Here is a 26,104-nt window from a genome sequence, read left to right as displayed (position 1 = left end):
TACGCATACCGTAAAGATCGGTATGCGTATTTTATATTACAGGAGTTAGTATGATAGAATTTATTACAGGCCCTGCCGGAAACGGCAAGACCACCTGCATGTTCGGAAGAATAAAAGAATGCTGTTCTCAGGCTGAGAAGCTTTGTATCCTTGTTCCCGAGCAGTTTTCACAGGATTTTGATAAAAAGCTGTATTTCTATCTCGGAGCTGAAAACTTCAACGAGCTTTTCTCGCTGAGCTTTACTGCTTTGGCAAGACAGCTTTTCCAGCTTTACGGTGATCCGGGACGCAGCGGCGGATTTGCCGATAATATGGCAAAAATGATAATCATATACCAGGCTGTAACATCGGCTCTTTCACGTCCTGAAGCGGTAAGCAGTTTGCGGAAGCAGAGCCGTCAGAATGGTTTTGCAGAGGATATCATGAAACTCATACGTGATATGAAGCGTGGCGGCATAGATCCTTCTGTATTATTGCAGAAAACACAGCTCCTCGATAAAAGACTGAGAGAAAAGACAAATGATCTTGCGGCGATATACGTTGAATATCAGCGCTTTATGGAGGAATACGGCTTTAAAGATGAGCTTGATAATATCCGTGAAGCTGCTAAAGCAGCTAATCTGAACAGGTATTTTTGCGGAAAGACAGTTTTTCTTGACGAGTTTGAGAGCTTTACTGCCGATCAGTATGAAATGATTAAGGTTATGATCGCATATGCTGAAAATGTCTGCATAACTCTCAGAACCGATGACGTAAATGCAGGCAAGTATACGCTTTTTGAAACTGTAAATGATACTTACAGAAAAATAATGAATATATGCCATGAACTTGGCAAGGAGACCAGAATGACCGTATGCGGTGAAAACCACCGTTTCAGAAGTCCTGATCTTGAATATATAAGCAGATATGTACTGAAAAACACAGCTCCTGCTCCTCAGAGCGCTCCTTGCGCTTGTAATGTTCGTATTTTTGAAGCGAGAGATATGTACAGTGAGGCTGAATATGTATGTGCAGCAATAAAGCACCTTATATACGAAGACAAAGAGCTTAAATATCGGGATATTGCCATTATTTCAAATGATATCGCTTCCTATTCCGATGTTTTGAAAGCAGCCTTCAAGCGTTATGATATACCGTTTTTCCTCAGCATTGAAAAATCTGTAGGTCATACAGCTGTAATGGTTTTCTTTACTACACTTCTGGATATACTCGGAAGCAGAAAATTCCGTTCGGAGCAGATATTCAGAATGATAAAAAGCGGTCTGCTTGATATTGATCTTACCGAAACGTCTCTTCTGGAGAACTATTGCTATAAATGGGGCGTTGACGGTGATATGTGGAACGAGTCTTTTACAGCCGAGGATAATGAGCTTGAAAAGCTTGAAAAGATAAGAAGCTGTATTATTGATCCTCTTTTAAAGCTAAAAAGGAAAATAAAGCGCAATAAAACCGCCTCAGGCATATGCTCTATGCTGTACGATCATCTTGCTGAATGTGGCGCAGAACGAAATACAGCAGTTCTCATGGGAAAACTAATTGACGAAAACAAGGACTATGAGGCTGCCGAGATAAAGCGTATGTGGGGATGCCTTATTGACATACTTGACAGTATATACGAGACCCTTGGCGAAAAAGAAATTGATTTTGCGGAATTTTCGAGAATAATCCGCTCTATGATAGGTCAGATACAGTATTCCGTTCCTCCTCAGACTCTTGATGCGGTTACAGCTGCTTCTGCCAGAATGGCAAGACTCGATTCACCAAAAATAGTTTTTATTATGGGAGCAAATGACGGAAATTTCCCGAATCAGATAAGCGTTCACGGCTTGTTTTCAGACGCTGACCGTTCAAAGCTTGCAGAAAACGGTATAGAGTTATCGACACCTATTGCAGAACTTATAGCTTCCGAAAGACTTGTAGTGTATAAGGCTTTGTCTGCCGCTTCCCATAGGCTTTTTATTTCATATCCTCTTTCTGATCTCAGCGGTCAGGCTAAGTATCCTGCACAGATAGTTGACAGGATAATTGGAATGTTTAGAGATAATAGTCTGCGCAAGACAGATGAAGATATTTCTGTGGATTTTTATTCGGTTACACTTCATTCCGCTTTTTATCATTATATGCAGGAGAGAAGCAACGGATCGGTTGAGGTCGTCTCTATAAAGAAGCTTCTTATGGACAGACCAGAATACCGAAGACGTCTTTCCTATGTTATCAGCAGAAGCAATATGAAACATGATTATCATATCGATAAGGATATAATGAGGAAGCTTCAGAATTTTGAACCTCTGAGACTTTCTTCCACATGCCTTGAGGAGTATAATCTTTGCCATTTCAAGTATTTCTGCGATAAGTGCCTGAGACTTCATGTGAACGAAAAAGTTGAGCTTGATGCAAGGATAGCAGGTGAACTTACTCACAGGTGCTTTTTTGGTATCTTGGGTTCGCGGTCTAAGTCGGAATTCGTGAATATGTCTTATGAAGAGGTCAAAGATGCTATAGGCAGCTGTGCTGAAGAATACCGCAATACGGCTCTTGCAGGAGATTTCGGAAAGGATGCAAGATTTGAGCTCATATTCAATAAGCTTACCGAAAGAATGTCTGAGGTCTTTATGTATACGCAGCAGGCCTTAATGGTTTCGGATTTTGTACCCCATGATTTTGAACTTGATCTCAGGGAATCACATAATGTTGTTCTGCCTTTTGGCAGCGGTGAACAGCTCAGCTTTGGCGGAATAGTTGACAGAGCAGATATATGCAGGATAGATGACAGAGATTATCTGCGTATTATAGACTATAAAAGCAGCCGTAAGAATATAACTCCCGAAACACTGGCCTGCGGTATCAATATGCAGATGCTACTTTATTTGTTTGCTTCTACGGACAAGGGGGGGCTTTATGAGGGCTATGAGCCTGCAGGAGTGCTTTATTCTCCCGTACGTATTTCAGACATCCGCCTTGATTCTTATAAAATTGTGTCTAAGAACAGCGGTGCGTTAACTTCATCACTTCGTACAAGTGGTATTGTCCTTGGTGATATTGACATTCTGAAGGCTATGGAACGCGATGTACGCGGTGAGTTTATTCCCGTAAAGCTTGATAAAAACGGCGCCCCGGACAAAAACTCGGATTGTATTTCTTCGGAGGGAATGACGCTCCTCAGAAATTATTCGTACAGCAAACTAATCGCTATGGCAGATTCTCTTCTGGATGGTGACGCAGAAGCCTCTCCGCTTGTGCTTGAAGGAAAGGTTCCTTGTACCTACTGCGATTATATCAATATATGCGATAACTCTGAACTTACTAATCAGAGAACTGCTGATATGGATGCTGTTGCCGAAGCAGCTTCTATATTGGGAATGAAGTATTATCAGGAAAAGGAGGAATGATCGTGAGCTGGACAAAACAGCAGCAGGATGCTATAGATGCGAGAGATACATCACTTATAGTCTCCGCAGCGGCAGGAAGCGGTAAAACAGCGGTGCTTACAGAGAGGCTTGTTCAGCTCATAGCTGACAGCAGTTCAGGGGTAAGAGCAGACAGGATAGTTGTCGTAACATTTACAAATGATGCGGCAGCCGAACTAAAGAATCGTCTTGACAGCAAGCTTAGACTCCTTATAAATGAAAAGCCTGATGACAGACATCTTCTGAAGCAGCAGATATTACTTCAGAGCGCAAAAATTTCAACCATAAACTCTTTCTGTTTTGATCTTATCAGGGATAATATCCCTGATAATGGTATCACATCGGGATTCAGTGTTCTTGATGATACCGATAATAAGGTCCTTAAAGTCAAAGCTATGGATGAGCTTATAAACTATTACAGCGAGAATGAATATGATAAGATCTCGTTTATGTATGACCGTTTTTGTATTAAGGACGAAAAAAGGCTTATTGATGTTATAGAGCGTGCAGATAGTTTTCTTGCTTCTGTACCTTTCAGGGATAAATGGCTTAAACGCGCTGCAGATATGTATAGCAGTGATTTTAAGGATTCGGCATACTATGCGGGGTTATTTGATTCTGTCATAAATGATCTTGAAGAAGCTCAGCAGATAGCCGATGATAATATCGGCATGATAAGCAGGATATTTCCGGATATGTCTGATGAAAAAGCTGTAAAATCCTATGCTCAGGCCGAGGAGGATTATGACAAAATAAGCTCGTTGCTGGCTATATTCCAAAGCAGAAGGTTCAATGATAACGCAGAAGCAGAACAGTACAGTACTTTTTCGGATCTTGTAAGAGTAGGAAAAGCTGTGCATGATAAGGCTCTCAGGGAAATATACAAGAAAAAACGTGATATAATTAAGAAAAAGGCTGTTAAAGCCATGGAAAGCATGATCTCTGTTGAGAGCGATTATCGTGAAAGCGGAGAGGTCACAGTGATATTGGCGGAGATGCTTAAAAAGTTTGAAGAGTTCGTATGGGAGAAGAAATGTGAAAAAAATGCGCTCAGTTTTGATGACGGCGAACGAATAGCGCTTGAACTCCTTGCAGATGAGGACTCAAGCGGGAATATCATTCAGTCAGAGATTGCAAGAAAGATCTCTGAGTACTATGATATAATTATGATAGACGAGTATCAGGACTCAAATAATAAACAGGATATTATTTTTAAACTTATTTCTAAGAATTACAAAACAAACCAGGCCGGAGAAGCACTTTATGGTGACAATGTTTTTCTTGTTGGAGATGCAAAACAGTCTATTTATCGCTTCAGGCTTGCAAATCCCAAAAATTTTATAAATACGCTTCACAATTCTGTACCGTATATGAAAGACAGCAAAAATAAAAATCAGGCTATAACTCTAAATATGAATTTCCGAAGTTCTCCGCAGATAATAGATTTTGTTAATTATGTCTTTTCGCAGATAATGTCGGAAAAATGCGGTGATATTGATTATACGGCTGACGAAATGCTGTATTTTGGTGCTCAGCAGTTTACAGCAGGAAATCAGGATGACAGAGTTACAGAGATAGCGTTTATAAATGAAGATCCGGATGAAAAAGAAGAGGAACAGGAAACAACTGCCGTGATTAATCACGAGGCGGTATATACTGCATCAAGAATCGCTGAACTCCTAAGCGAAGGAGCTCCTGTTACGGATAAAAACGGTGAGGTAAGACCATGCAGACCTTCTGATTTTTGTATACTTGTCAGAAAAAACGCATATATAAATATATACGCTGATGAGCTCAACAGAGTAGGAATACCGGCAAAGGGAAATGAAGAGACAGGTTATCTGAAATCAAGAGAAATAGCTGTTCTTATTGATCTTCTCAGGATCATCAGTAATCCTTTGCAGGATATTCCGATGGCCGCCGTAATGACATCACCTATGTATATGTTTAGTATATCTGATGTGGCTATAATAAAATCTCTGGACAATAAAAAGCCTCTTTTTCCGATAATCCGCGGATTTGCCGATGGTGAATATCCTGAATATACCGATATGTTTCTGCGAGAGAGATGCATGGATTTTCTTGATTCGCTGGATCGTTTCAGACTTGATTCGGTAACTATGACTATTGGTGAGCTTATAGGCGAGATATATGATACTACGGACTTTATTTCTGTTATGCAGCTTTATAATGACGGAGATCAGAAACGCGCTAATCTCAGAGCATTGATACAATATGCCCAGAATTTTGAGAATTCGGCAGCTTTTGACGGTTCAGGCGGCTTAAACGGATTCCTTCGTCATATTGACAGAGTTATAGAAAACGGTGATTATGCTCAAGGAAAGGTATCATCTGCGGCCGGAGACTATGTTTCTGTTCAGACTTTTCACCGTTCAAAAGGACTTGAATATCCGTTCGTATTTATTGCAGAGACTTCAACTAAGTTCAGATCCGAGTCGAACACCGTTGTGTGCAGTGCAGACGGAAGAATAGGCTATATACTGTATGATCCGGTGCTTTACAGAAAATACAAGACATTTCAGCATATAATGCTTACTTCCGAAGAGGAAGCCGATACGCGAAGCGAAGAAATGAGGCTGCTTTATGTAGGACTCACAAGAGCCAGACAAAAGCTTTTTATCAATCTTAAATGCGGTGAAAAGGCATTGAAACGTGTCAATTCCATAATAGAAAGCATAATATTGCATAATGGTAATGTCAATGAAGCCGTAAATGGAGCTAAGAGCTTTTCCGACTGGCTCTGGACAAGCATTATCAATCATCCTGATTTTAAAAACATTGCTGAACGCATTGGTCTGGACGTAACCAATATATCATTTTCAGGGGATGTGTCTGTTCAGAAACAGTTTACTGCGGCATATGCAAAGAATGTATGTATGGAAGAAGCTGTGGAAGAAAGTGTTGAGGAGTCTGAACCTGATGATGCACTTATCGATAGAATGAACGATATTATTTCATTTCATTATGACAGAACGTTATCCGAAACTCCTGCAAAGCTGAGCGTCACACAGATCACAAAAAAACTTAAAGAAAAAGATGAGTTTTTTGATTTCAGATTAAAACGCCCGAGATTCAAATCCAAAGATACTGGAAAGCTTACAGGAGCGGAACGCGGAACAGCAATACATACCTTTTTTCAGTACTGTGATTTTGAAAGAGCGATCTCTGATGTTTCGGGAGAGATAGAGGAGGTTGTAAAAAAAGGATATATAAGTCGTGCAGAGGCCGATTCTGTAGACAAAGAGAATGTTAGCGCGTTCTTTAAGGGTGAACTTTATGCAAGAATCAAAGAGGCGATATCGTATACAAGAGAGAAAAAGTTTATGGTAGCTGTCTCAGATCTTGAAATTGAGGACGAAAGCCTTGAAAAGCTCAAACATTCGGACGGAATGATTAAAGGAATCATAGATCTGATGTTTGAAGAAAAAGATGGTATAGTTATTGTGGATTATAAATCCGACAGAGGTATTACATTGAACCAGCTTAAAGAACGTTATTCTATGCAGCTAAAGCTATATAAAGCTGCTGTTGAGCTGACGACAGGAAAAAAAGTCAAAGAGGCTTTATTGTACTCATTTGAGCTGAAAAAGTATATAATGATAGTTATTTGATAGGGAAGGCAGATGCCTTCCTTATTTTTTGAAATTAATTTCAACAGTGCATTTTGTTATAACAGGATAATATTTTCAACCTCGTTTGTGCAATACGTAGAAATAAGTGTATTTCGAAAATTTTGTTGACAATAAATGGAATTTGTATTATAATAAAATATACAGAGATATATAATATAAAAAGTGTAGAATGAACAAAAGAAGGAAACAAGAAATTAATGCCATATAAATAAAAATACAGGCACAGCAGTTTTCCTTTGGTTCTAATATTTATCGGCTGTTTTAGTACGAATAATATGAGCATATGCGGGCGTACAGTATCTGCGGGTTCATATTTTGCTGATCGCATAGCGTCGTATGACGGATCGCCGAACAATCAGAGAACAATCATTGGAAACAGCAGTGCTTTTTTGTTTTTTAGACGGACAAGCCTTAGAAAAATAAAAAAGCCTGAGTTATCGATCTGTTTTTTGTTTATTATTCAAAGAATAGAGAATTTGGTCGGGGATAACAGAAAAATAGAGCCCGATAAGATATAAATTAAAAGATATAAAATGTAGAACAAAAAATATCGGAGGATATGTATAATGAAGGAGACAAAGAAAAACAAGCTCAGAGTGGGGCGCGTTCTCCTTGCTATGGGTTTGATCGTCAGCACTCTTTTTGGCGCTGACACCCTTAGAAGGAGTCTCGCTACACAGCAGCCTTATAATCTTACTATAAAAGGAGATTTTCGCAATTCCGAAGATCAGACAGAAGCTTCCACAGGCAACAGTCTTGCTTTTAGCACATCGGATGAATGTACAACTGCTTTTGCGGGAGTTGAGTATCTCGGTTATTCCGAATATGAACTTTCAAAGAAGGACGTTTCGGACGGAATTCTTGCTATCTATACGGAATCTTCTCCTGCAAACGGAAAAAATCAGGGGCCAATGGTAAATCTCGCTGACGAGAAAAATGAATTTTACAGCCTTGTGGATGAAAAGGTCTATCTGAATAAAAAGGCCGCAGATGCACTCGATCGTATGATGGAGGATTATGCAAATGCCACTTCTCTGGCTGATTTTATAGTATACGGAACAACTGATACATATACAGGCGAGGATTCTTTCTGCCCGAAGGCTTTTCCAGAGTCAAAAAACGGCTATTGTGTTGATCTTGCTCTGAACGCATATGGTTCTGTTCTTACATATGACGGATATGATGCAGAAGGATGGATTGTTGAGAATTGTTGGAAGTATGGCTTTATCGTAAGATATCCCGAAGGCAAGAAGCAGCAGACAGGCAATGATTACTGTCCATGGCATCTCAGATATGTAGGAGAGAACCATGCTGCTATTATGGCTAATAAAAATATGTGCCTTGAGGAATATGTTGAGTTCCTTGAGCAGTATACTTTTGAAGAGCCGTATTCTTTTGCGTTCAACGGTTCCTCATATCAGGTATATGCTGTAACCGGAACAGAAGATACATTTACTACAAGAGTTCCTGTTTCAGGTAATTATGAGATTTCAGGTGATAACAGAGATTCTTTTATTATCACCGTTCATAAAGTATGATCCGAAAATAAAAACGGAATTATTCCGGGCAAAAGTCCGAAAGCTGGTAAAAACCAATGCTTTCGGACTTTTGTTTTTATAATATTATTGTTATGGTGTTTCATTTGTTGTTTTTTAAGGGCATATAATTACATGAGGTGATTTGAATGAAATATCTGGCTTTAAGTGCTGTATTGACAATATTTGCGCTTGTTTGTTCGCTTTTTTTTATTGGTGCAGGTGAAAAAGAAGAGATTGATGGCAAGGCATATATTCTGATGGAAGCTAAAACTCATACAGTGATCGGGCAGAAAAACATTGATACACACCTGAATGTTGGATACCTGTCAAAGCTTATGAGCATACTTGTCATAGCGGACGATATTTCAAACGGAAAATACAATCTTACTGACGAAATAACCGCTTCTGACAATGTTACGAATACAAAAGGCGCTGTCATCTGGCTTGAAAGCGGTGATAAACTGACTGTCGACGAGCTTCTGAAAAGTATCATTGTCGGAAATGCAAATGATGCTATGACGGTGCTGGCAGAAAGATCATCCGGAAGTGTTGAGAATTTTGTAATGGATATGAATGCCAAAGCCTTTGATATTGGTTTGAGAAATTCAAAATTTGTTTCTCCCTACGGTTATTATTCACCAAATGAGTATTCTACAGCTTATGATGTGGCAGTAATATGTTCCGAGCTGACAAAATATGGCTTTCTTGAGCCGTACTTCAGGATATGGAGAGATTTTGTGAAGAATGATTCGGTTGAGCTTGTGAACGAAAATACTCTTTCAAATTCTTTTTCGCAGCATATTGGCTTTAAGGTATGCAGTTCAGATGTATCTCGAAACTGTATTGCTGAAGGCGGTAAAGATGAAGAGGGGACAGTATTTATTAGCGTTGTCCTCGGAAATGAAGATAAGGAGGAAATGTTTAAGTATGTAAAAAAAGAGCTGAAAATGAGCTTCAGAGATTATAAAGTGATTCCTTCGATGTTTCCTGATGAAATGATGGCGCCTTTAAAGGTCGTGAACGGAACTGATCCTGCTGTGATAATCCGTGCGAAAATTCAGAAAAACGCTGTCGTGTCAAATAATACACAAGGGTTAAGAACAAGAGTCATTATACCTGAATATATAGCTGCACCGGTCAGAAAAGGTCAGGCCGTCGGAACAGCCTCATTTTACAATGAAGATACACTTGCGTTTGAAACTGAAATAGTAGCAGAATGCGATGTTAGCGTTCTTTCCTTGCGATATGCTTTTTATAGACTCTTGACGAAACTTACAGAAAAATAATGTTGAAATAGTAGCAAATATACAAATGTTGAAAATGTTACGTAAAGGGACTTGAAAAAAATCCGAAAATATAGTATCATAAAGATGGTAAATTATATTTGTATGGCTTGTCATACATATTGGAGGTAAATTCTAATGTCTTTGAAACTCAACACCAAATACTTGAAGGATTTCGTCAACGAGGACGAAATTGCTGGTATCAAGGCTCAGGTCGAAGCTGCTGCACAGTCACTTCACAGCAAGAATGGTCTTGGCAATGACTTTTTAGGTTGGGTAGAGCTTCCCACTGCCTACGATAAGGAAGAATTTGCACGTATCAAGGCTGCAGCCGAGAGAATAAAGGCTAATTCCGATATTCTTATTGTTATTGGTATAGGCGGTTCATATCTTGGCGCGAGAGCTGCTATCGAGCTTCTTAAGTCGCCCCTTTATAATAACATAAAAAAGGATACCCCCGATATCTATTATGTCGGCAATAGTATCAATCCTGCTTATCTTAATGAGATCATTTCACTTTGCGACGGCAAGGACTTTTCTGTAAATGTTATTTCTAAGTCAGGTACTACAACAGAGCCCGCTCTTGCTTTCCGTATCTTCAAGAAGATGGTTGAGGATAAATACGGCAAGGAAGAAGCTAAGAACCGTATTTTTGCTACAACAGACAAGGCGAGAGGAACCCTTAAGAATCTCTCTGACGCTGAGGGATATGAGACCTTTGTTATCCCTGATGATGTAGGAGGACGTTTCTCTGTTCTTACAGCTGTTGGTCTTCTTCCAATCGCAGTTGCAGGCTGTGATATAGATGCTCTTATGAAGGGAGCTGCTAAGGCACAGGCTGATTTTGAAGCTGATTTTGATAATAATGACTGCTATAAGTATGCTGCACTTCGAAATATTCTTTACAGAAAAGGCAAGTCTGTTGAAATGCTTGTTTCTTATGACCCCAGCTTTGTAATGATGTCTGAGTGGTACAAGCAGCTCTTTGGAGAGAGCGAAGGAAAGGATAACAAGGGAATATTCCCGTCAGCTGCTGTTTTCTCTACGGATCTTCACTCAATGGGACAGTATATCCAGGACGGTGCAAGAATCCTTTTTGAAACAGTTGTTGATATAAAGAAGCCCAAGACAGACCTTTTCCTTGAGCCGGATGCTGAGAATCTTGACGGACTTAACTTCCTTACAAACCAGAATATGTCTGTTGTTAACAGGAAGGCTTTTGAAGGAACAGTTCTCGCACATACTGAGGGCGGAGTTCCTAATATTATCCTTGAACTTGACGATACTACTGAGGAAAATGTAGGTTACATGATCTACTTCTTCGAGAAGGCTTGTGCTATTTCAGGCTATGTCCTTGGAGTTAATCCTTTCAACCAGCCTGGTGTTGAAAGCTACAAGTCAAATATGTTCGCGCTTCTTGGCAAGCCCGGATATGAGGGCGCAAAGGCTGCTCTTGAAGCTAAGCTCGGCTGATAGCTGTACTTGGCTCACAATACAAAATATAATACGTTACAAATGCCGCAAGGCACGGAAGGAGTAAATTATGATTAAACTTATTACTGGTAAAAAGGGTACAGGAAAAACTAAGATACTCATCGATCAGATCAACGATGCTGTAAGATCAACAAACGGCAATCTCGTTTGTATCGAAAAAGGTGATAACATCAGACGTTCTATTAGCTTCAGAGTAAGATGGTGCGATACAGAGAGCTTTGCTATCGAGGGTGCTGAGGCATTCTACGGCTTCGTTGCAGGTATGCTTGCCGGAAACTATGATATAAAGGATGTTTTTGTTGACGGCATTCTCAAGATAGTTGGCCGTGATTATGATGCTCTCGGCGCACTTTTCGAGAAGCTTGACAAGCTTACAGGCGATGAGGCTACTATCGTATTCACAGTTTCTGCTGATGATTCCGAGCTTCCTGAGAGTGTAAAGCAGTTTATCAAGTAATTCTGCGAGAAAAATGAAAATTATTACGCCTGACTATTGACATATCTTGTCATCTGGTGTATAATATATTTTATAGTGCTCTGAAGGATTATGATATGAAAATCAATTTAAAACAGATATTTGATATCGTTGGAGAATCAAAATCTTTTGCCTGTGAGATCGGCTTGGACGAGCTTGAAGGTATCAAAGGTTATGCTTTTATTTCTCCTGTAAGTCTTGAAGGCAGGCTCTATAACAGGGCCGGAGTTGTATATCTTGATTATAAGGCTTCGTTTGAGATATGTCATGTATGTGACAGATGCCTTAAGGAGTTTTCAAGATCATACGACCTTAGCTTCGAGCATATTGTTGTTCCTTCCGTAAGCAACAGCGATAATGATGATTATATTGTTGCTGACGGTGAGAGCATTGAATTGAATGAAATCGCGCTGACAGATATGCTTCTGAGTCTGCCTACCAAGGTTCTATGCAAGGACGATTGCAAGGGCTTATGTATGGTTTGCGGATGTGATCTGAATGAATCTCAGTGTGATCATCTTAATTAATCTGAGCTGTGAAGCTCTGTAAGGAGGTGCCAGAATGGCTGTACCGAAGAGAAAAACTTCCAAGGCAAGACGTGATAAGAGACGTTCTGCAGTATGGAAGCTTGAAGCACCCGCAATGTCCAAGTGTGATAACTGCGGCGCATATAAGGCTCCGCACAAGGTTTGCAAAAACTGCGGATTCTATAAGGGCGTTGAGGTCCTTAAGATCGACGCTGAATAATCGGCTTGATCCGATAAAAGAGAAGGAGAGGAGGAGAGATCCTTCTCTCCTTTTTAAGTGTTTGGAGTAATGTTATGGTTAAGATCAACAGCGTTATGCATGGCTCTCCATCGGACAGGCATGGAGTAAAGAAAGACGATATTCTCGTTAAAATAAACGGTCATGGCATAAAAGATGTCCTGGACTATATGTATTATGCTGCAGATACTGAAATTGAACTTGAAATAAAACGGGACGGAGTTCCGTTGACTATAAAAATCAGTAAGGATGAATATGACGATCTCGGTCTGGAATTTGAGACGTTTCTTATGGACAACAAGCAGTCATGCAGTAACAAATGCGTTTTCTGCTTTATTGATCAGATGCCTCCGGGCATGAGAGAAACTCTCTACTTTAAGGACGATGATGCCAGACTTTCTTTCCTTCAGGGTAATTATGTTACTCTTACAAACATGAAACAGGAAGATGTCGACCGCATTATAGAGATGAAACTTAATATAAATGTTTCTGTTCATACAACAAATCCTGAACTTAGAGTCAAAATGATGCATAATCGCTTTGCGGGCGAAAAGCTGAAATACATCTGGCAGCTTGCGGAAAGCGGCATCAAACTGAACTGTCAGATCGTTTGCTGTCCGGGACTGAATGACGGCGACGAGCTGAGAAGATCTCTTACAGACCTCGGCACATTAATGCCAAACATCACGAGTATGGCTGTTGTTCCTGTTGGTCTTACCAAATTCAGGGAAGGACTATATCCGCTTACCAGCTTTAATAAGAAAACAGCAGGCGAAACTATTGATATTATCGAAGAATTCCAGCAGGTGTTCCTCGAAAAATTCGGTACAAGAACTGTTTTTCCGTCTGATGAGTTTTATCTTATTGCTGAACGTGAACTTCCGCCTATGGAAGCTTATGAAGACTTTTCTCAGTATGAGAACGGAGTTGGGATGCTTCGCTCTCTGATAGATGAGTTTGAAAAAGCACTCGATATGGCAGAGTGGGAAGGCGGGGAAAGACATATTTCCATCGCTACTGGATATTCGCCTTATAATACTATCAGCTATCTTGCAAAACAGGCTGAAGAACGTTTTCCCGAGCTAAAATGCAATGTTTACCGTATAAGAAATGATTTTTTTGGTGAAACCATTACTGTTACAGGATTGATAACAGCTCAGGATCTGATAGCTCAGCTTAAGGATCAGGATCTTGGTACAGAACTGCTCATTTCAGCTGCTATGCTCAGACGTGATTCAGATGTTTTTCTTGATGATATAACAGTTCCTGAAGTAGAAAAAGTTCTGAATGTTAAGATAAAATCTACCCAAAGCGATGGATATGAGCTCCTTGATGCTATTATGGGAGTAACATGGTAAAAGGTAGATATCGGGTGAAATAATAAAAAACTGATAAATCCCTCTTTATAGAAAGGAGTGTGGGAAATGTCATTACCTATCGTTGCAGTTGTAGGAAGGCCTAATGTAGGTAAATCCACACTTTTTAACAAACTGATCGGTCAGCGTCTGTCAATAGTTGAGGATACTCCGGGCGTAACACGCGATCGTATATATTCTAAATGTGAATGGCGTGGTAAAGAGTTTATGGTGGTCGATACAGGCGGTATTGAGCCTGACAGCAATGATGTTATCCTTGCTCAGATGAGAAGGCAATCCGAACTCGCCATCGAAAAAGCAGATGTTATCGTTTTTGTTACCGATATTCGCTGCGGAGTTACAGCAGATGATTATGCGGTAGCTCAGATGCTTCTGAAGAGCGGTAAACCTATAGTTCTCGCTGTTAATAAGGTTGATAATCTCGGTGAGCCTCCGATGGAGCTTTATGAGTTTTATAATCTCGGATTGGGCGATCCTTATCCTATTTCTTCGGTACATGGTCATGGTACGGGCGATATGCTTGATAAGGTTTATGAAAGTCTGCCTGACTGCAAGGAGACCGAATATGATGAGGATCATATCAAGGTAGCTGTTATAGGTAAGCCTAATGCGGGTAAATCTTCACTTATAAACAAAATTGCCGGAGAGGAACGTGTTATTGTATCTGATATTGCAGGTACTACACGTGATTCAACAGATACTGTTATCGAAAACGAATTCGGAAAATTTGTATTTATTGATACGGCAGGAATACGTAAAAAGTCAAAAGTAACGGAAAAAGTCGAGCATTACAGTGTTTTGAGAGCTTATATGGCTGTTGACCGTGCTGATGTATGTGTTATTATGCTCGATGCTTCCGAAGGCTTTACAGAGCAGGATTCTAAGGTAGCAGGTTATGCTCACGAGCAGGGAAAAGCTTGTGTTGTAGCTGTCAATAAGTGGGATCTTATCGAAAAAGATGATAAGACTATGCAGGAATACAGAACAAAGCTGGAAAATGATTTCAGTTTTATGTCATATGTTCCGTTTGTGTTTATTTCTGCTAAGACCGGTCAGCGCATAAATAAGCTCTATGAGCTTATCAAGTATACCTATGAGCAAAACAGCATGAGAATTTCTACAGGTATGCTTAATGATGTGCTTGCATATGCTACAACAAGAGTTCAGCCTCCCTCTGATAAGGGCAGAAGACTGAAGATTTATTATATGACGCAGCCTTCTACAAAGCCTCCGACATTTGTTACTTTTGTCAACAGAGCAGACTTGTTCCATTTTTCTTACAGGAGATATATTGAAAATCAGATCCGTTCAACATTTGGACTGGAAGGTACTCCTGTGAGATTCATAGTGCGCGAGAGGGGAGGCAATGATAAATAATGAAACTGTTCCTTTCTATTATTGCTGCGGCAGGACTTGGATATTTTCTTGGCAGTCTAAATTTCTCGATAATTGTTGTCAGAATGATGACCGGAAGAGATATTCGTGATATGGGCAGTAAAAATGCAGGGCTTACAAATACACTCAGATGTGCGGGAAAGAGCTGCGCTCTTTTGACTTTGCTCGGTGATCTTTCTAAAGGCATAATCGCTGTTGCTCTTGCAAGGGGATTATGTCATCTGCTTCATGCAGGCTTGATGCCGGGAAATGACACTCATTATATAGGATATATTGCAGGCTTTTTTGCGATTATTGGTCATGTTTTCCCTATTTATTACGGTTTTAAGGGCGGAAAAGGCGTTCTTGTAGGTGCAGCTTCGTTTCTTGCAGTTGATTTCAAGGTCTTCCTTGCCCTGCTTGCTATTTTTGTAGTTATGCTTGCACTTTCAAAATATGTTTCACTTGCTTCGATAATATCAACTGCCTATTGTCCGCTGGCAACTCTTCTTATGTCATGGCTTATAGACGGTTATACATTTGGCCGAAGCTTTCTGTATATGATTCTGTCGCTTCCTATGGCCGCAATGGTTATCTGGATGCATCGTTCCAATATTCAGAGGTTAATAGATGGAAATGAGAATAAATTCTCTTTCCATACCATAGATATGAATTGACACGTATTATGCGGAAGGAGTGATTTCTTATGGCTAAAATAGTTATACTCGGTTCAGGAGGTTTCGGCCTTAGTCTTGCTATAATGGCAGAACACTGCGGCAAACATGATGTTACTGTATGGTCAAAATTTCAGTCTGAGATCGACGATATACGTTCTCATGGAGAGCACGTTCAGAAGCTCCCGGGCGTTCCTGTCTCGGAAAGTATTGCAATGACCAGTGATATATCATGTGTCAAGGGCTGTGATATGCTTGTTTTCGGCATTCCGTCATCATTCGTTCGTGATGTGGCTAAACTTGCAGCTCCATATGTTGATGATCATATGGTCATAGTTAATACAGGAAAGGGCCTTGAAGAAGGTAGTCTTAAAACTCTCAGTGAGGTCATACGCGAGGAGATTCCTACTCAAAAAATGGTTGTTCTCTCAGGTCCTTCTCATGCTGAAGAAGTAGCAAGATGTGTCCCTACAACTGTTGTTGCAGCCTCTGAAAATCACGATGCTGCTGAATACGTTCAGCGTGAATTTGGCAATAACTTTATGAGAATATATCTCAACGATGATGTAAAAGGCTGCGAAATAGGAGGAGCGCTTAAGAATATCATAGCACTCTGTGTCGGTATATGCGACGGTCTTGGTTACGGAGATAATACCAAAGCAGCACTTATGACTCGCGGTATACATGAGATTGCAAGGCTCGGAAAAGCCTGCGGCGCTGATCCTATAACCTTCAGTGGACTTACCGGAATAGGAGATCTAATCGTTACTTGTACAAGTATGCACAGCCGTAACAGACGAGCAGGTATACTTATCGGTCAGGGAGTTTCTCCCGAGGAAGCTGTTGAGAGAGTCGGAACTGTTGAAGGTTATTTCTGCTGTAAGGCTGCATATGATCTATCAAGACGTCTTGGAGTTGAAATGCCCATAACAGAACAGCTCAATCACGTGCTTTTCAATGGCGGAGATGTCAGACTTGCACTTGGCGCTCTGATGAATCGTCCGCAGAACTATGAAGAAATATAAGCAACACTATTACGAGGTGAATTAAATTGATAAATATCTGCGATTACAGAGGTCATATCAGAAACTGGAGAGGTCTGTGCTACGAGCTTGGCATTGACAATACTCTTTCACGTGAGGAGCGTGAGAAGGCTATCATCGTCAAGGCATATGAAAAATGGGGCAGGGAAATGGCAGACCATTTCTACGGTATGTTTGCATTTGCACTCTATGATTCCGATAAAGACAAGTATTTCTGCCTGAGAGACCAGTTTGGAACAAAGCCTTTCTATTATTATATTACTTCCGACAACAGACTTCTCTGCGGAACAAATATCAGCAAAATAATTGATCAGGACGGTTTTGTCAAGGAGCTCAATGTGGATATGCTCCAGATATATATGACACTTACCTATGTTGCAGGTGAGGATACATTCTTCAAGGGCGTAATGAAGCTCATGCCAGGCCACTGGCTGGAGTTTGAGAACGGAAAGCTCACAGTTGAGCGCTACTGGACTCCCACATTCAAGCCCGACGAGAGCAAGTCACTTGAGGACTGGGCTGATGAGATACACACTACACTGACCAATATCTTCCCCGAGGTCAAGGACGATGATGAAGTTGCGGAGTCGTTTCTCTCGGGCGGTGTTGACTCCTCTTATGTTCTGGCAATGTCCGACGCAAAGAGAGCAGATTCCTGCGGATACGACGAGGAGCGTTTCGATGAATCCCGTGTTGCTGCCAAGACTGCGGAGCTTCTGAATGTTGAGCACAGCGTTGCCAATATACAGCCAAAGGATTTCTTTGACATAGTTCCTTTCGTAATGTACAATATGGAGCAGCCTCTGGGTGATGCTTCTGCTATCGTGTTTACTCTCGGCTGCAAAGCAACTGCCGAGCATACAAAGCTCTGCTACTCAGGCGAGGGCGCTGACGAGTTCTTCGGCGGCTATAATATGTACCGCAATGCCGAGCGTTACGGCGATAACCTCAAGACCTTCTATGTGGGCAATACCAACATCATGAAGGAAGAGGAAAAGCAGAAGATACTCAAGCACTATGATCCAAATGTGCTTCCTATAAACCTTGTAAAGTACATCTACGATGAGACAGAGGGACTTGATCCACTCACTAAGATGTCAGATGTTGATATACAGATATGGCTTGAGGGAGATATTTACCTCAATGTAGACAAGATGAGCACTGCCTGTGGTCTTGAGATACGTATGCCTCTCACAGACAGAAGAATTTTCGACATCGCTTCACGTATGCCTTCAAAGTATAAGGTGAACGAGGAGCAGAACAAGGTAGCCTTCAGAACAGCAGCTGCAAAGGTTCTTCCTGAGGAGATAGCCTTCAGAAAGAAGCTGGGCTTTATAGTTCCCGTAAGAATATGGCTTGCCGACGAGCGCTACAACGCAGATGTACGTGATAAGTTCAACAGTGATATGGCTGCACAGTTCTTTAATATCGACGAGATAAACGCTATATATAAGGACTATATAGGCGGCAACTCCGATAACTGGCGCAAGGTATGGACGATTTATACATTCCTTGTATGGTATGAGGAGTATTTTGTAAAGAGATAACAGAAAAAGCACCTTTGGCTTAAATAGCTGAAGGTGCTGTGATTTTTGAGGAGGAAATTAATGCAAACAAGGGAATTTCTCAATATACTTCATATTGCAGAGAGATTGAAGGATACTGTGAGGCACTGTACGACAACAAAGAGGCGCCAGGAAAGTGTGGCCGAGCATAGCTGGCGTGTGGCACTTATGGCGTTTCTGCTAAAGAATGAGTTTCCAGAAGCAGATATGAATAAAGTAATGGAAATGTGCCTTATACACGATCTTGGAGAATGCTTTACAGGAGATATACCGACTTTTTCAAAAACAACCGAGGATAGAGAGAAAGAAGATAAATTGTTTTATGACTGGATAAATACTCTTCCTTCCGAGATAAGAAACGAGATCTTTAATCTATATGCAGAGATGAACGCCCAGCAAACAACAGAATCGAAGATATACAAAGCTTTAGATAAGCTTGAAGCTCTCATTCAGCATAACGAATCTCCTGTTGATACCTGGTCTGAAAATGAATTTGAACTGAATAAGACATACGCTTTTGATACGGTAGCTTTTTCAGACTGGCTTACAGATCTCAGGAAAGAGATATTGAAGGATACGATTGATAAAACAGAAGCATAAAACATCCCCGGAACCATAGTGATAAAACAGTTCCGGGGATACTTTTTTATTCAAGAACAGGAAGATATGCAAGAGCACTGCATTCCTTGGCTTTAGCTTCAGCCTCTGCAAAAGTTAATTCTTCAGAAGTGATATATGAAAGTCCATTATCATTATTGTAAACTTCAACGCCTTCAATTGCCGAACCGCCAGGCAATCTGAAATACCATTTTGACTTGAAATTCTCGATTTTTTCAATAAATGAGTCATCAGCAGCGGGTTCCCATGACTGAGAGAATACAGTTACACGATGTTTTACAGCCTCTATAACGTCACCAAGCACAGCACTTGCAGTAGGAAGCTTTCCGGCACCTCTGCCATAGAACATAGCCTGGTCGATACCGTCACCGTATACAAGAACTGCATTGAATACATCATTGACTCCTGCCATTACACTGTCATACGAAACAAGTGTAGGCATAACAGAGGGGAGTATCTTTCCGTTTTCGAGTTTAACAACGGATGCAATGAGCTTTATGGAATATCCGAGAACATCAGAAGCTTCAACGTCACAAAGCTGGATATCCTTTATACCCTTTGTGAATACGCTCTTGGGATATACGTGCTTACCGAATACAAGTGAAGAAATAATACATATCTTGCGGCAGGCATCATGACCTTCAATGTCAGCTGTCGGATCCTTTTCTGCGTATCCGAGCTGCTGAGCAAGCTTAAGAGCTTCATCAAAAGGCATATTATCATTATACATTTTTGTGAGTATAAAGTTTGTTGTACCATTAAGAATACCTGCAACTTTTGTAATATCATTTGCAGCGAGACAACGGTGGAGAGGTCTGATTATCGGAATAGCTCCGCCGACACTTGCTTCAAAAAAGAAATTGCAGTTATTTTCTTTTGCTGTTTTTAAGAGAATATCACCTTTTTCAGCAACGAGCTCCTTATTTGAAGTTGAAACGCTCTTGCCTTTTTCGAGGCAGGCTTTAACATATGTGTAAGCAGGTTCAACACCGCCCAAACATTCTGCAACAGAAACGACTTCATCATCATTGAGGATATCGTCAAAGTTCTTTGTGAATTTATCTTTGTAAGGTGAATCCGGGAAATCTCTCAGATCAAGGATATACTTGATATCCATTTCGTTTCCGGCGTGTTTTTCAATGCTTTTCTTGTTCTTATAGAAAAGCTCAACAACGCCCGAACCAACTACACCATGACCTAAAACTGCAAATTTAACTGACATAAAAAGAAAACCTCCGTAAACTACTCGGCTGAAAGGATCTTGACCTCTAAAACGCCGTCGAGTTCAGTAATTGAATTTAATGCGGCAAGTTCAGAATCATACTCGCCGGTAAGCCTGAGTGAAATATTGACAGCGGCAGCACCGTCTACGGGGATACTCTGATTCACGGTCAAAATATTAGCATTCAGGTTATGAAGAAAAACGAGAGCACTTGAAAGAATTCCAGGACTGTCGCTGAGAAGCAGATAGATATTTACGATCTTTCTGTTAAAGAGCTCCTCATAGGAGAACACGCTGTCCTTGTACTTATAATAAGCGCTTCGTGAAATACCGATACGTTTGCAGGCTGAAGCAAAGCTTTTTTCGCCTTTCTGAGCCATTAATTTTTTTACTTCCAGAACTTTCGTGAAGACTTCCGGAAGTATTCTTGCATCGGCAACAATCAGCTGTGATTTTGTATCCATAGTAAATCACCTTTTGAATTTTTGTAAAAATCGTCCGCCAGTGATGAACAATTGTACTCTACATAATTACTATAACATTTTTTTATAATTTTGTCAAGACTAAAAAATTGAAGGATTACAGGCGAAAACTATTGATATTGCTAAAAAGCTCTGCAATAATTTGCAGAGCTTTATTTATCTAATTCATTTAATAGTTTTTGTCTGTATAAATATGCCGACTGTTCCTGTTTGTTTTCTCCGAAATGATAATAAATACGGTTCTTTAATGCGTCCGGAAGGTATTGCTGCTTTACGTAATGATTCGGGAAATCGTGGGGATAGAGATAATGCTGTCCTACGACTTTTGCTCCTTTGCCATCAAAGTGAACATTCTGCAAGTGGCGTGGAAAATCAAGAGCATCACAGCTTTTTATATCCTCCAAAGCCGCATCAATAGCCATACAGGCACTGTTTGACTTAGGAGCAGTTGCCATAAGTATTATAGCTTCTGCAATAGGTAGCTTTGCCTCGGGAAGTCCAAGCTGCAAGGCTGAGTCCACACAGGCTTTTACTATGGGTACAGCCATAGGATAGGCGAGACCTACGTCCTCAGAAGCTATGCAAAGCATACGTCTGCAAAGAGAAATTATGTCGCCTGCTGCAATAAGACGTGCAGCATAATGGAGAGCTGCATTTTCGTCCGAACCGCGTACAGACTTATGGAACGCCGACAGTATGTCATAATGCTGGTCGCCATCGCGGTCATAGCGCATATTGCTGCGCTGAGCAAGAACTTCAAGGGAATCATTTGTTATAGTCACCATGCCGTCAGATGCTTCGCCGCAGATAACAGCAAGCTCGGCAGTATTCATAGCTTTGCGGACGTCGCCGCCGCAGCTGTAAGCAATTTTTTCTACTATTTCATCCGACGCCGCAACTTTATAGCCGTTTTCCTCGGACATAATTTTTAAGGCGCGTTTTATAGCCGGTTTCAGCTGTTCGGCGGTAACAGGCTTGAACTCAAATACTGTGCTACGGCTTATAACGGCATTGTATACTGCAAAATAAGGATTCTCCGTAGTTGAAGCGATAAGCGTTATATCACCGTTTTCAATGTATTCAAGAAGACTTTGCTGCTGCTTCTTGTTGAGATACTGTATCTCGTCAAGATATAGCAGAATACCGTTCTCACTGCCGAAGGTGCCGATATCTGCAACAACGTCCTTGATATCGGACAGGGAAGCGTTAGTGCCGTTGAGCTTGTACAGTGACATTCCACAGTTTTCGGCGATGATACGTGCAACAGTGGTCTTGCCCACGCCCGAGGGACCGTAGAATATCATATTGGGAACAGTTCCGCTTTCGATTATGCGGCGGAGAGGCTTGTCCTCTGCGAGGATATGCTCCTGACCGACCACATCGGCAAGAGTTTTCGGACGTATTTTATCAGCTAACGGTGCGGACATGGCAGTTCTCCTTTCGATATATAGTATTTTATAATTAAAATTATTTAAAATCTTCTTCCATATCCTCCCAATAAGCATCATCAAAACTATCTGGATCTAAATATACGCCAAAAGCTTCTTCTAAAAAGCTTATTATTTCAAGAAGTGCATTTCCTATATATAATCTATTAGTTCCAAACTCATAATACATCGTTTTTATTGATTCATAAGGTACGTCTGCAATTCCTTTTGCAATATAGTGTGTACCATTTTTTTTATAATGTACAGGATAACGGTAGAATTTTCCACCTTCAAACTTAGTATTATAACAGTTTTGAGCAATTATCTTCTCTAATTTGCGAACTAATTTAGAATATCCCATATTATCCTCCCAAAAAACAAAGGGACGGACAGGCTGTCCGTCCCTTGATGATTATTGATTACTTGTAAAGCGGGAACTTCTCGCAGATTGCGTTTACACCTGCACGGATCTCGTCAGCCTTATTCTCGAAATCAGTAGCGCAGAGGTAGATGTACTCAGCGATCTTTTCCATTTCCTCGACGCCGAGTCCTCTTGTTGTAACAGCAGGTGTACCGATACGAATACCACTTGTTACGAATGGCTTCTCAGGATCGTTGTGGATAGCGTTTTTGTTTACTGTGATGTAAACCTCGTCAAGTCTGTGCTCAAGCTCCTTACCTGTGATATTGAAGGGACGGAGATCAACGAGCATGAGGTGATTGTCAGTACCGCCAGATACGAGATTGAAGCCTCTCTTTACGAGACCGTCAGCAAGAGCCTTAGCGTTCTTGACTATTCTCTGCTGATAGTCCTTGAATTCAGGCTTGAGAGCTTCTCCGAAACATACAGCCTTAGCAGCGATAGTGTGCATAAGAGGACCGCCCTGTGTACCGGGGAAGATAGCAGAGTTGATCTTTTTTGCGAGAGCCTCGTCATTTGTGAGAATAAGACCGCCTCTTGGTCCGCGGAGAGTTTTATGTGTAGTAGTTGTTGTAATATCAGCATAGGGAACAGGTGACTCGTGGCAGCCGGCTGCAACAAGACCTGCGATATGTGCCATATCTACCATGAGGAGAGCTCCTACTGAATCAGCGATCTCACGAAGCTTCTTGAAGTCGATAGCTCTTGGATATGCGCTTGCACCTGCAACGATGAGCTTGGGCTTGTGCTCGTTTGCAAGAGCCTGAACTGTATCATAGTTTATCATCTCAGTTTCATCGTCAAGACCGTATGAAACAAAGTTGAAGTATTTACCTGAAAGGTTTACAGGTGAACCGTGTGTAAGGTGACCACCATCTGCAAGGCTCATACCAAGAACTGTATCACCTGGCTGAAGAACTGCAAAATAAGCAGCTGTATTTGCCTGTGCGCCTGAGTGAGGCTGAACGTTTGCATACTTTGCACCGAAAAGCTTGCAGGCTCTCTCGATAGCGATAGCTTCAACTTCGTCTACACACTGGCAGCCGCCGTAGTAACGCTTTCCGGGATAACCCTCAGCATACTTATTTGTAAGAACGCTTCCCATAGCAGCCATAACAGCAGGCGATACGATGTTTTCGCTTGCGATGAGCTCGAGGTTCCTCTGCTGACGAGCAAGCTCCTTGCCCATAGCTGCACCTACAGCCGGATCATAGCTGCTTACGAAACCGATTGAATCCATAAGATCGTTGTACATTGTTAGCACTCCTTTAAAAATTAGTGAATTTGCGCAAATGCATTACTTTATAATTATACATTAAAAATCAATCAATTTCAATAGGAAAAAGAAAAAAAGTTATTTTCAAGAAAAAAATCCCCTGCAAATGCAGGGGAAACAGTCACTTTTCATTGTGTATTTTGTCAAAGTCAAAGAAATATTCCCAGTCGATGGGATCGGAAGCTGTAGATGAAACTGCATAATACTTCAGTATATGTGATGCATCGCGAGCGTCCAGTTTATTATCCATATTCACATCGGCACGCTTTTTGAAATCAGCTTCCGGAGCATAGTTAGCGGAAGCTGCCATTCTCGCGTAGGTATTAAGGACTTGTGATGCATCTGTGGAATCGATCATGCCATTTTGATCAACATCTCCGAGATCACGGAAGCAAACAATTTCGAATGTGCCTATGGGCTTCTGATCGCCTGCGGGATAAACCGTTATTGTAGCCTTGTCGCTCTTGGAAAAAGCCTCTTTCAGAGAGGAGGGGGTTGCTAAACAGCTCTCTGAAATATCAACTACGCTGTCTTCTGTAATGTATTTTCCGTCTTTATCCTTCTGAGGGGTTTGTACTGACATTTTTATGGAAGCCTGTATTCCTTTTAAAGAAACATTTCCTTTTGTAGAAAAATATCTTGTTTTTTCGGGAGATTTTTGAGTAAAGTATATTGAAGCGGTTTTTGAAAGAGCATGGATAGTATAATCTGCATCTGCAAAATCAGGCTTTATGTCCCATGCTACGAATTCCTGTTCTGTATGTGTATCTATATGCTTATGAAGAGATTTTGTATCAACTGCGGTATAATCTATGGGATCACCTTCCTCGATCTCAAGAACTTTAAGAGGCTTTGAGTCAAAATCAAGAAAAGTGATATGATATGTCCTTAAAGTAGTTGGTTCGGTCGTGACAGGTTGTGAAGAGTCTTCTCCGGAAGAAGATGTAGATGCAGTTTTGGAGGTAGTTTCGGTATTTGCCTTGTCCGAAACAATATTGCTATCAGAAATATTTCCAGAAGCTGCTGAAACTGCTGCAATCGTTGCAACAGATAAAAGCGCAACAGCTGAAGCAGAAGCAGTAATTTTTTTAATAATCATATATTCACCTAACCGTTTCCGATACAGAATAATCTGCAAAATTTTGAGAGCCTTTCGCACACACGTGCGTAATGGTCGAGTTTTAGGCGTTTCAGCATAAAATTTGCATATATGAAACGCTGTGTATCTTCATCAAAGGCATAAATGGCAAAAAGGATAACTTCATCATCGTTCAGATCTTTTGCTGCGTCTTCAGCCATGGCCTCATATTCATCAAATCTTTCTTCAATGTCATCAAGTCTGTAAAAGCCGTGGTATATGAAGTCGATATAAAGATCAATATCCATATGATTCAGCTCCTGTCCATTTGTTCCGTTTTCTCAGCTGATGATTCTTCAGACAAGTTTTTGATTTTTTTGATACGGGATTTATAAGTCATAAATCCCGTGATAACAGTTGAAACAATAAAAACAGCTATCATTATTAAAATAAAGACGGCTTTGGAAATACCAGAGCTTTTTTCACCGTCTCCCGCAGCATAGGCTGTTGTTAATGAGATAAAAAGGGAAGAATGTATAAAAAGCCAAACTGCTGTAAGAGATGAGATCTTTTTTAAAACAGAGGGCATAATATCAGCTCCTTTTGAATAGTATTATACCACATATGATCAGAAAAAGCAACAATTATTAATTATGGCAGAAAGAATGAACAAACTTCACAGGGAATATAGATGTTGAGAATATAAAAAAGCTGTAAAACAGGCAAACAGCAACTTTTTTGAAATAATCTAAAATTTTTTTTGAAAAAGGGTTGACAAACCGGAATTATAGTGATATAATATATATCGTTGATTGCGGTAAACAATTCGTCTGGGTGTGGCGCAGTTGGTAGCGCGCTACCTTGGGGTGGTAGAGGCCGTGGGTTCAAGTCCCGTCACTCAGACCAGATGCAATCAGCATTACCCCAAAAATC

The 26,104-nt window shown here is 40.7% G+C and carries 22 protein-coding genes and 1 tRNA gene; 15 read left to right on the top strand and 8 right to left on the bottom strand.

All coding sequences use genetic code 11. The features are described from left to right. Positions 1-50 precede the first annotated feature (50 nt). The 14 genes from RF007C_RS08965 (at position 51) to RF007C_RS08900 (ending at position 19,247) form a co-directional block, all read left to right on the top strand. Positions 51-3,389 carry a PD-(D/E)XK nuclease family protein gene (locus RF007C_RS08965; protein ID WP_037299241.1) on the top strand — a complete coding sequence of 1,113 codons (3,339 nt, stop codon included), beginning with the start codon at positions 51-53 and terminating at the stop codon, positions 3,387-3,389. Then, on the top strand, positions 3,386-7,039 hold the full coding sequence (gene addA, locus RF007C_RS08960; RefSeq protein ID WP_037299240.1) for a helicase-exonuclease AddAB subunit AddA: 3,654 nt from the start codon (positions 3,386-3,388) through the stop codon (positions 7,037-7,039). The genes RF007C_RS08965 and addA overlap by 4 nt, the downstream gene beginning before the upstream one ends. A 587-nt stretch (positions 7,040-7,626) precedes the next feature. After that, positions 7,627-8,598: a M15 family metallopeptidase gene (locus tag RF007C_RS16495; protein ID WP_051456605.1), complete on the top strand. Its 972-nt coding sequence runs from the start codon at positions 7,627-7,629 to the stop codon at positions 8,596-8,598. A 146-nt stretch (positions 8,599-8,744) separates the two neighbouring features. Beyond that, on the top strand, positions 8,745-9,884 hold the full coding sequence (locus RF007C_RS08950; RefSeq protein WP_037299239.1) for a D-alanyl-D-alanine carboxypeptidase family protein: 1,140 nt from the start codon (positions 8,745-8,747) through the stop codon (positions 9,882-9,884). A gap of 135 nt (positions 9,885-10,019) precedes the next feature. Next, positions 10,020-11,354, top strand: coding sequence for a glucose-6-phosphate isomerase (locus tag RF007C_RS08945; protein WP_037299238.1), 1,335 nt, complete (start codon positions 10,020-10,022; stop codon positions 11,352-11,354). Positions 11,355-11,424: 70 nt separating this feature from the next. Beyond that, complete coding sequence (locus RF007C_RS08940) at positions 11,425-11,832, top strand: hypothetical protein (protein ID WP_037299237.1); 408 nt, start codon at positions 11,425-11,427, stop codon at positions 11,830-11,832. 95 nt (positions 11,833-11,927) lie between these two features. Then, on the top strand, positions 11,928-12,377 hold the full coding sequence (locus RF007C_RS08935) for a YceD family protein (RefSeq protein ID WP_019678750.1): 450 nt from the start codon (positions 11,928-11,930) through the stop codon (positions 12,375-12,377). A 34-nt stretch (positions 12,378-12,411) separates the two neighbouring features. Then, positions 12,412-12,597, top strand: coding sequence for a 50S ribosomal protein L32 (gene rpmF, locus RF007C_RS08930; RefSeq protein ID WP_019678749.1), 186 nt, complete (start codon positions 12,412-12,414; stop codon positions 12,595-12,597). 74 nt (positions 12,598-12,671) lie between these two features. Next, positions 12,672-13,973 carry a radical SAM protein gene (locus tag RF007C_RS08925; protein WP_037299236.1) on the top strand — a complete coding sequence of 434 codons (1,302 nt, stop codon included), beginning with the start codon at positions 12,672-12,674 and terminating at the stop codon, positions 13,971-13,973. Between the two features lie 66 nt (positions 13,974-14,039). Beyond that, positions 14,040-15,368: a ribosome biogenesis GTPase Der gene (gene der / locus RF007C_RS08920; protein WP_019678747.1), complete on the top strand. Its 1,329-nt coding sequence runs from the start codon at positions 14,040-14,042 to the stop codon at positions 15,366-15,368. Beyond that, positions 15,368-16,042, top strand: coding sequence for a glycerol-3-phosphate 1-O-acyltransferase PlsY (plsY, locus tag RF007C_RS08915; RefSeq protein ID WP_037299235.1), 675 nt, complete (start codon positions 15,368-15,370; stop codon positions 16,040-16,042). Before der ends, plsY begins: the two co-directional genes overlap by 1 nt. A 29-nt stretch (positions 16,043-16,071) precedes the next feature. Beyond that, entirely contained in the window at positions 16,072-17,064 is a 993-nt protein-coding gene (locus RF007C_RS08910; protein WP_037299233.1) for an NAD(P)H-dependent glycerol-3-phosphate dehydrogenase, read from the top strand. Positions 17,065-17,090: 26 nt separating this feature from the next. Then, entirely contained in the window at positions 17,091-18,629 is a 1,539-nt protein-coding gene (locus tag RF007C_RS08905) for an asparagine synthetase B family protein (RefSeq protein WP_037299231.1), read from the top strand. Positions 18,630-18,689: 60 nt separating this feature from the next. Then, the gene (locus RF007C_RS08900) at positions 18,690-19,247 is read left to right on the top strand and encodes an HD domain-containing protein (protein ID WP_037299229.1); all 558 of its coding nucleotides are present in this window, start codon (positions 18,690-18,692) and stop codon (positions 19,245-19,247) included. Positions 19,248-19,293: 46 nt separating this feature from the next. Here the strand turns inward: RF007C_RS08900 and RF007C_RS08895 are convergent, their stop codons facing one another. From RF007C_RS08895 to RF007C_RS08860, 8 genes are all read right to left on the bottom strand, one after another. Next, on the bottom strand, positions 19,294-20,487 hold the full coding sequence (locus tag RF007C_RS08895; RefSeq protein WP_037299227.1) for a homoserine dehydrogenase: 1,194 nt from the start codon (positions 20,485-20,487) through the stop codon (positions 19,294-19,296). A gap of 20 nt (positions 20,488-20,507) precedes the next feature. Continuing rightward, positions 20,508-20,951, bottom strand: a complete 444-nt coding sequence (locus tag RF007C_RS08890) for an ACT domain-containing protein (RefSeq protein ID WP_019678741.1) — start codon at positions 20,949-20,951, stop codon at positions 20,508-20,510. Positions 20,952-21,121: 170 nt separating this feature from the next. After that, complete coding sequence (locus RF007C_RS08885; RefSeq protein WP_037299225.1) at positions 21,122-22,396, bottom strand: replication-associated recombination protein A; 1,275 nt, start codon at positions 22,394-22,396, stop codon at positions 21,122-21,124. Between the two features lie 40 nt (positions 22,397-22,436). After that, complete coding sequence (locus RF007C_RS08880) at positions 22,437-22,757, bottom strand: hypothetical protein (protein ID WP_037299223.1); 321 nt, start codon at positions 22,755-22,757, stop codon at positions 22,437-22,439. Between the two features lie 58 nt (positions 22,758-22,815). Further along, positions 22,816-24,072 (bottom strand): serine hydroxymethyltransferase, encoded by a 1,257-nt coding sequence (gene glyA, locus RF007C_RS08875; RefSeq protein ID WP_037299221.1) that lies wholly within the window; start codon positions 24,070-24,072, stop codon positions 22,816-22,818. Positions 24,073-24,214: 142 nt separating this feature from the next. Further along, positions 24,215-25,192: a dockerin type I domain-containing protein gene (locus RF007C_RS08870; protein WP_037299219.1), complete on the bottom strand. Its 978-nt coding sequence runs from the start codon at positions 25,190-25,192 to the stop codon at positions 24,215-24,217. A gap of 8 nt (positions 25,193-25,200) precedes the next feature. After that, positions 25,201-25,479, bottom strand: coding sequence for a hypothetical protein (locus RF007C_RS08865; protein ID WP_019678736.1), 279 nt, complete (start codon positions 25,477-25,479; stop codon positions 25,201-25,203). A 5-nt stretch (positions 25,480-25,484) separates the two neighbouring features. Further along, entirely contained in the window at positions 25,485-25,760 is a 276-nt protein-coding gene (locus RF007C_RS08860) for a hypothetical protein (RefSeq protein WP_037299217.1), read from the bottom strand. 241 nt (positions 25,761-26,001) lie between these two features. Between RF007C_RS08860 and RF007C_RS08855 the strand changes: the two genes are divergently transcribed. Continuing rightward, a tRNA-Pro gene (locus RF007C_RS08855) sits at positions 26,002-26,077 on the top strand. The last annotated feature ends 27 nt before the right edge of the window (positions 26,078-26,104 follow it).

The sequence above is a fragment of the Ruminococcus flavefaciens 007c genome (genome assembly GCF_000571935.1).
GTDB classification, from domain to species: Bacteria; Bacillota; Clostridia; order Oscillospirales; family Ruminococcaceae; genus Ruminococcus; species Ruminococcus flavefaciens_F.
Note: the sequence above shows the minus strand (reverse complement) of the source record. Positions and strands in the feature narration are given on the sequence as shown.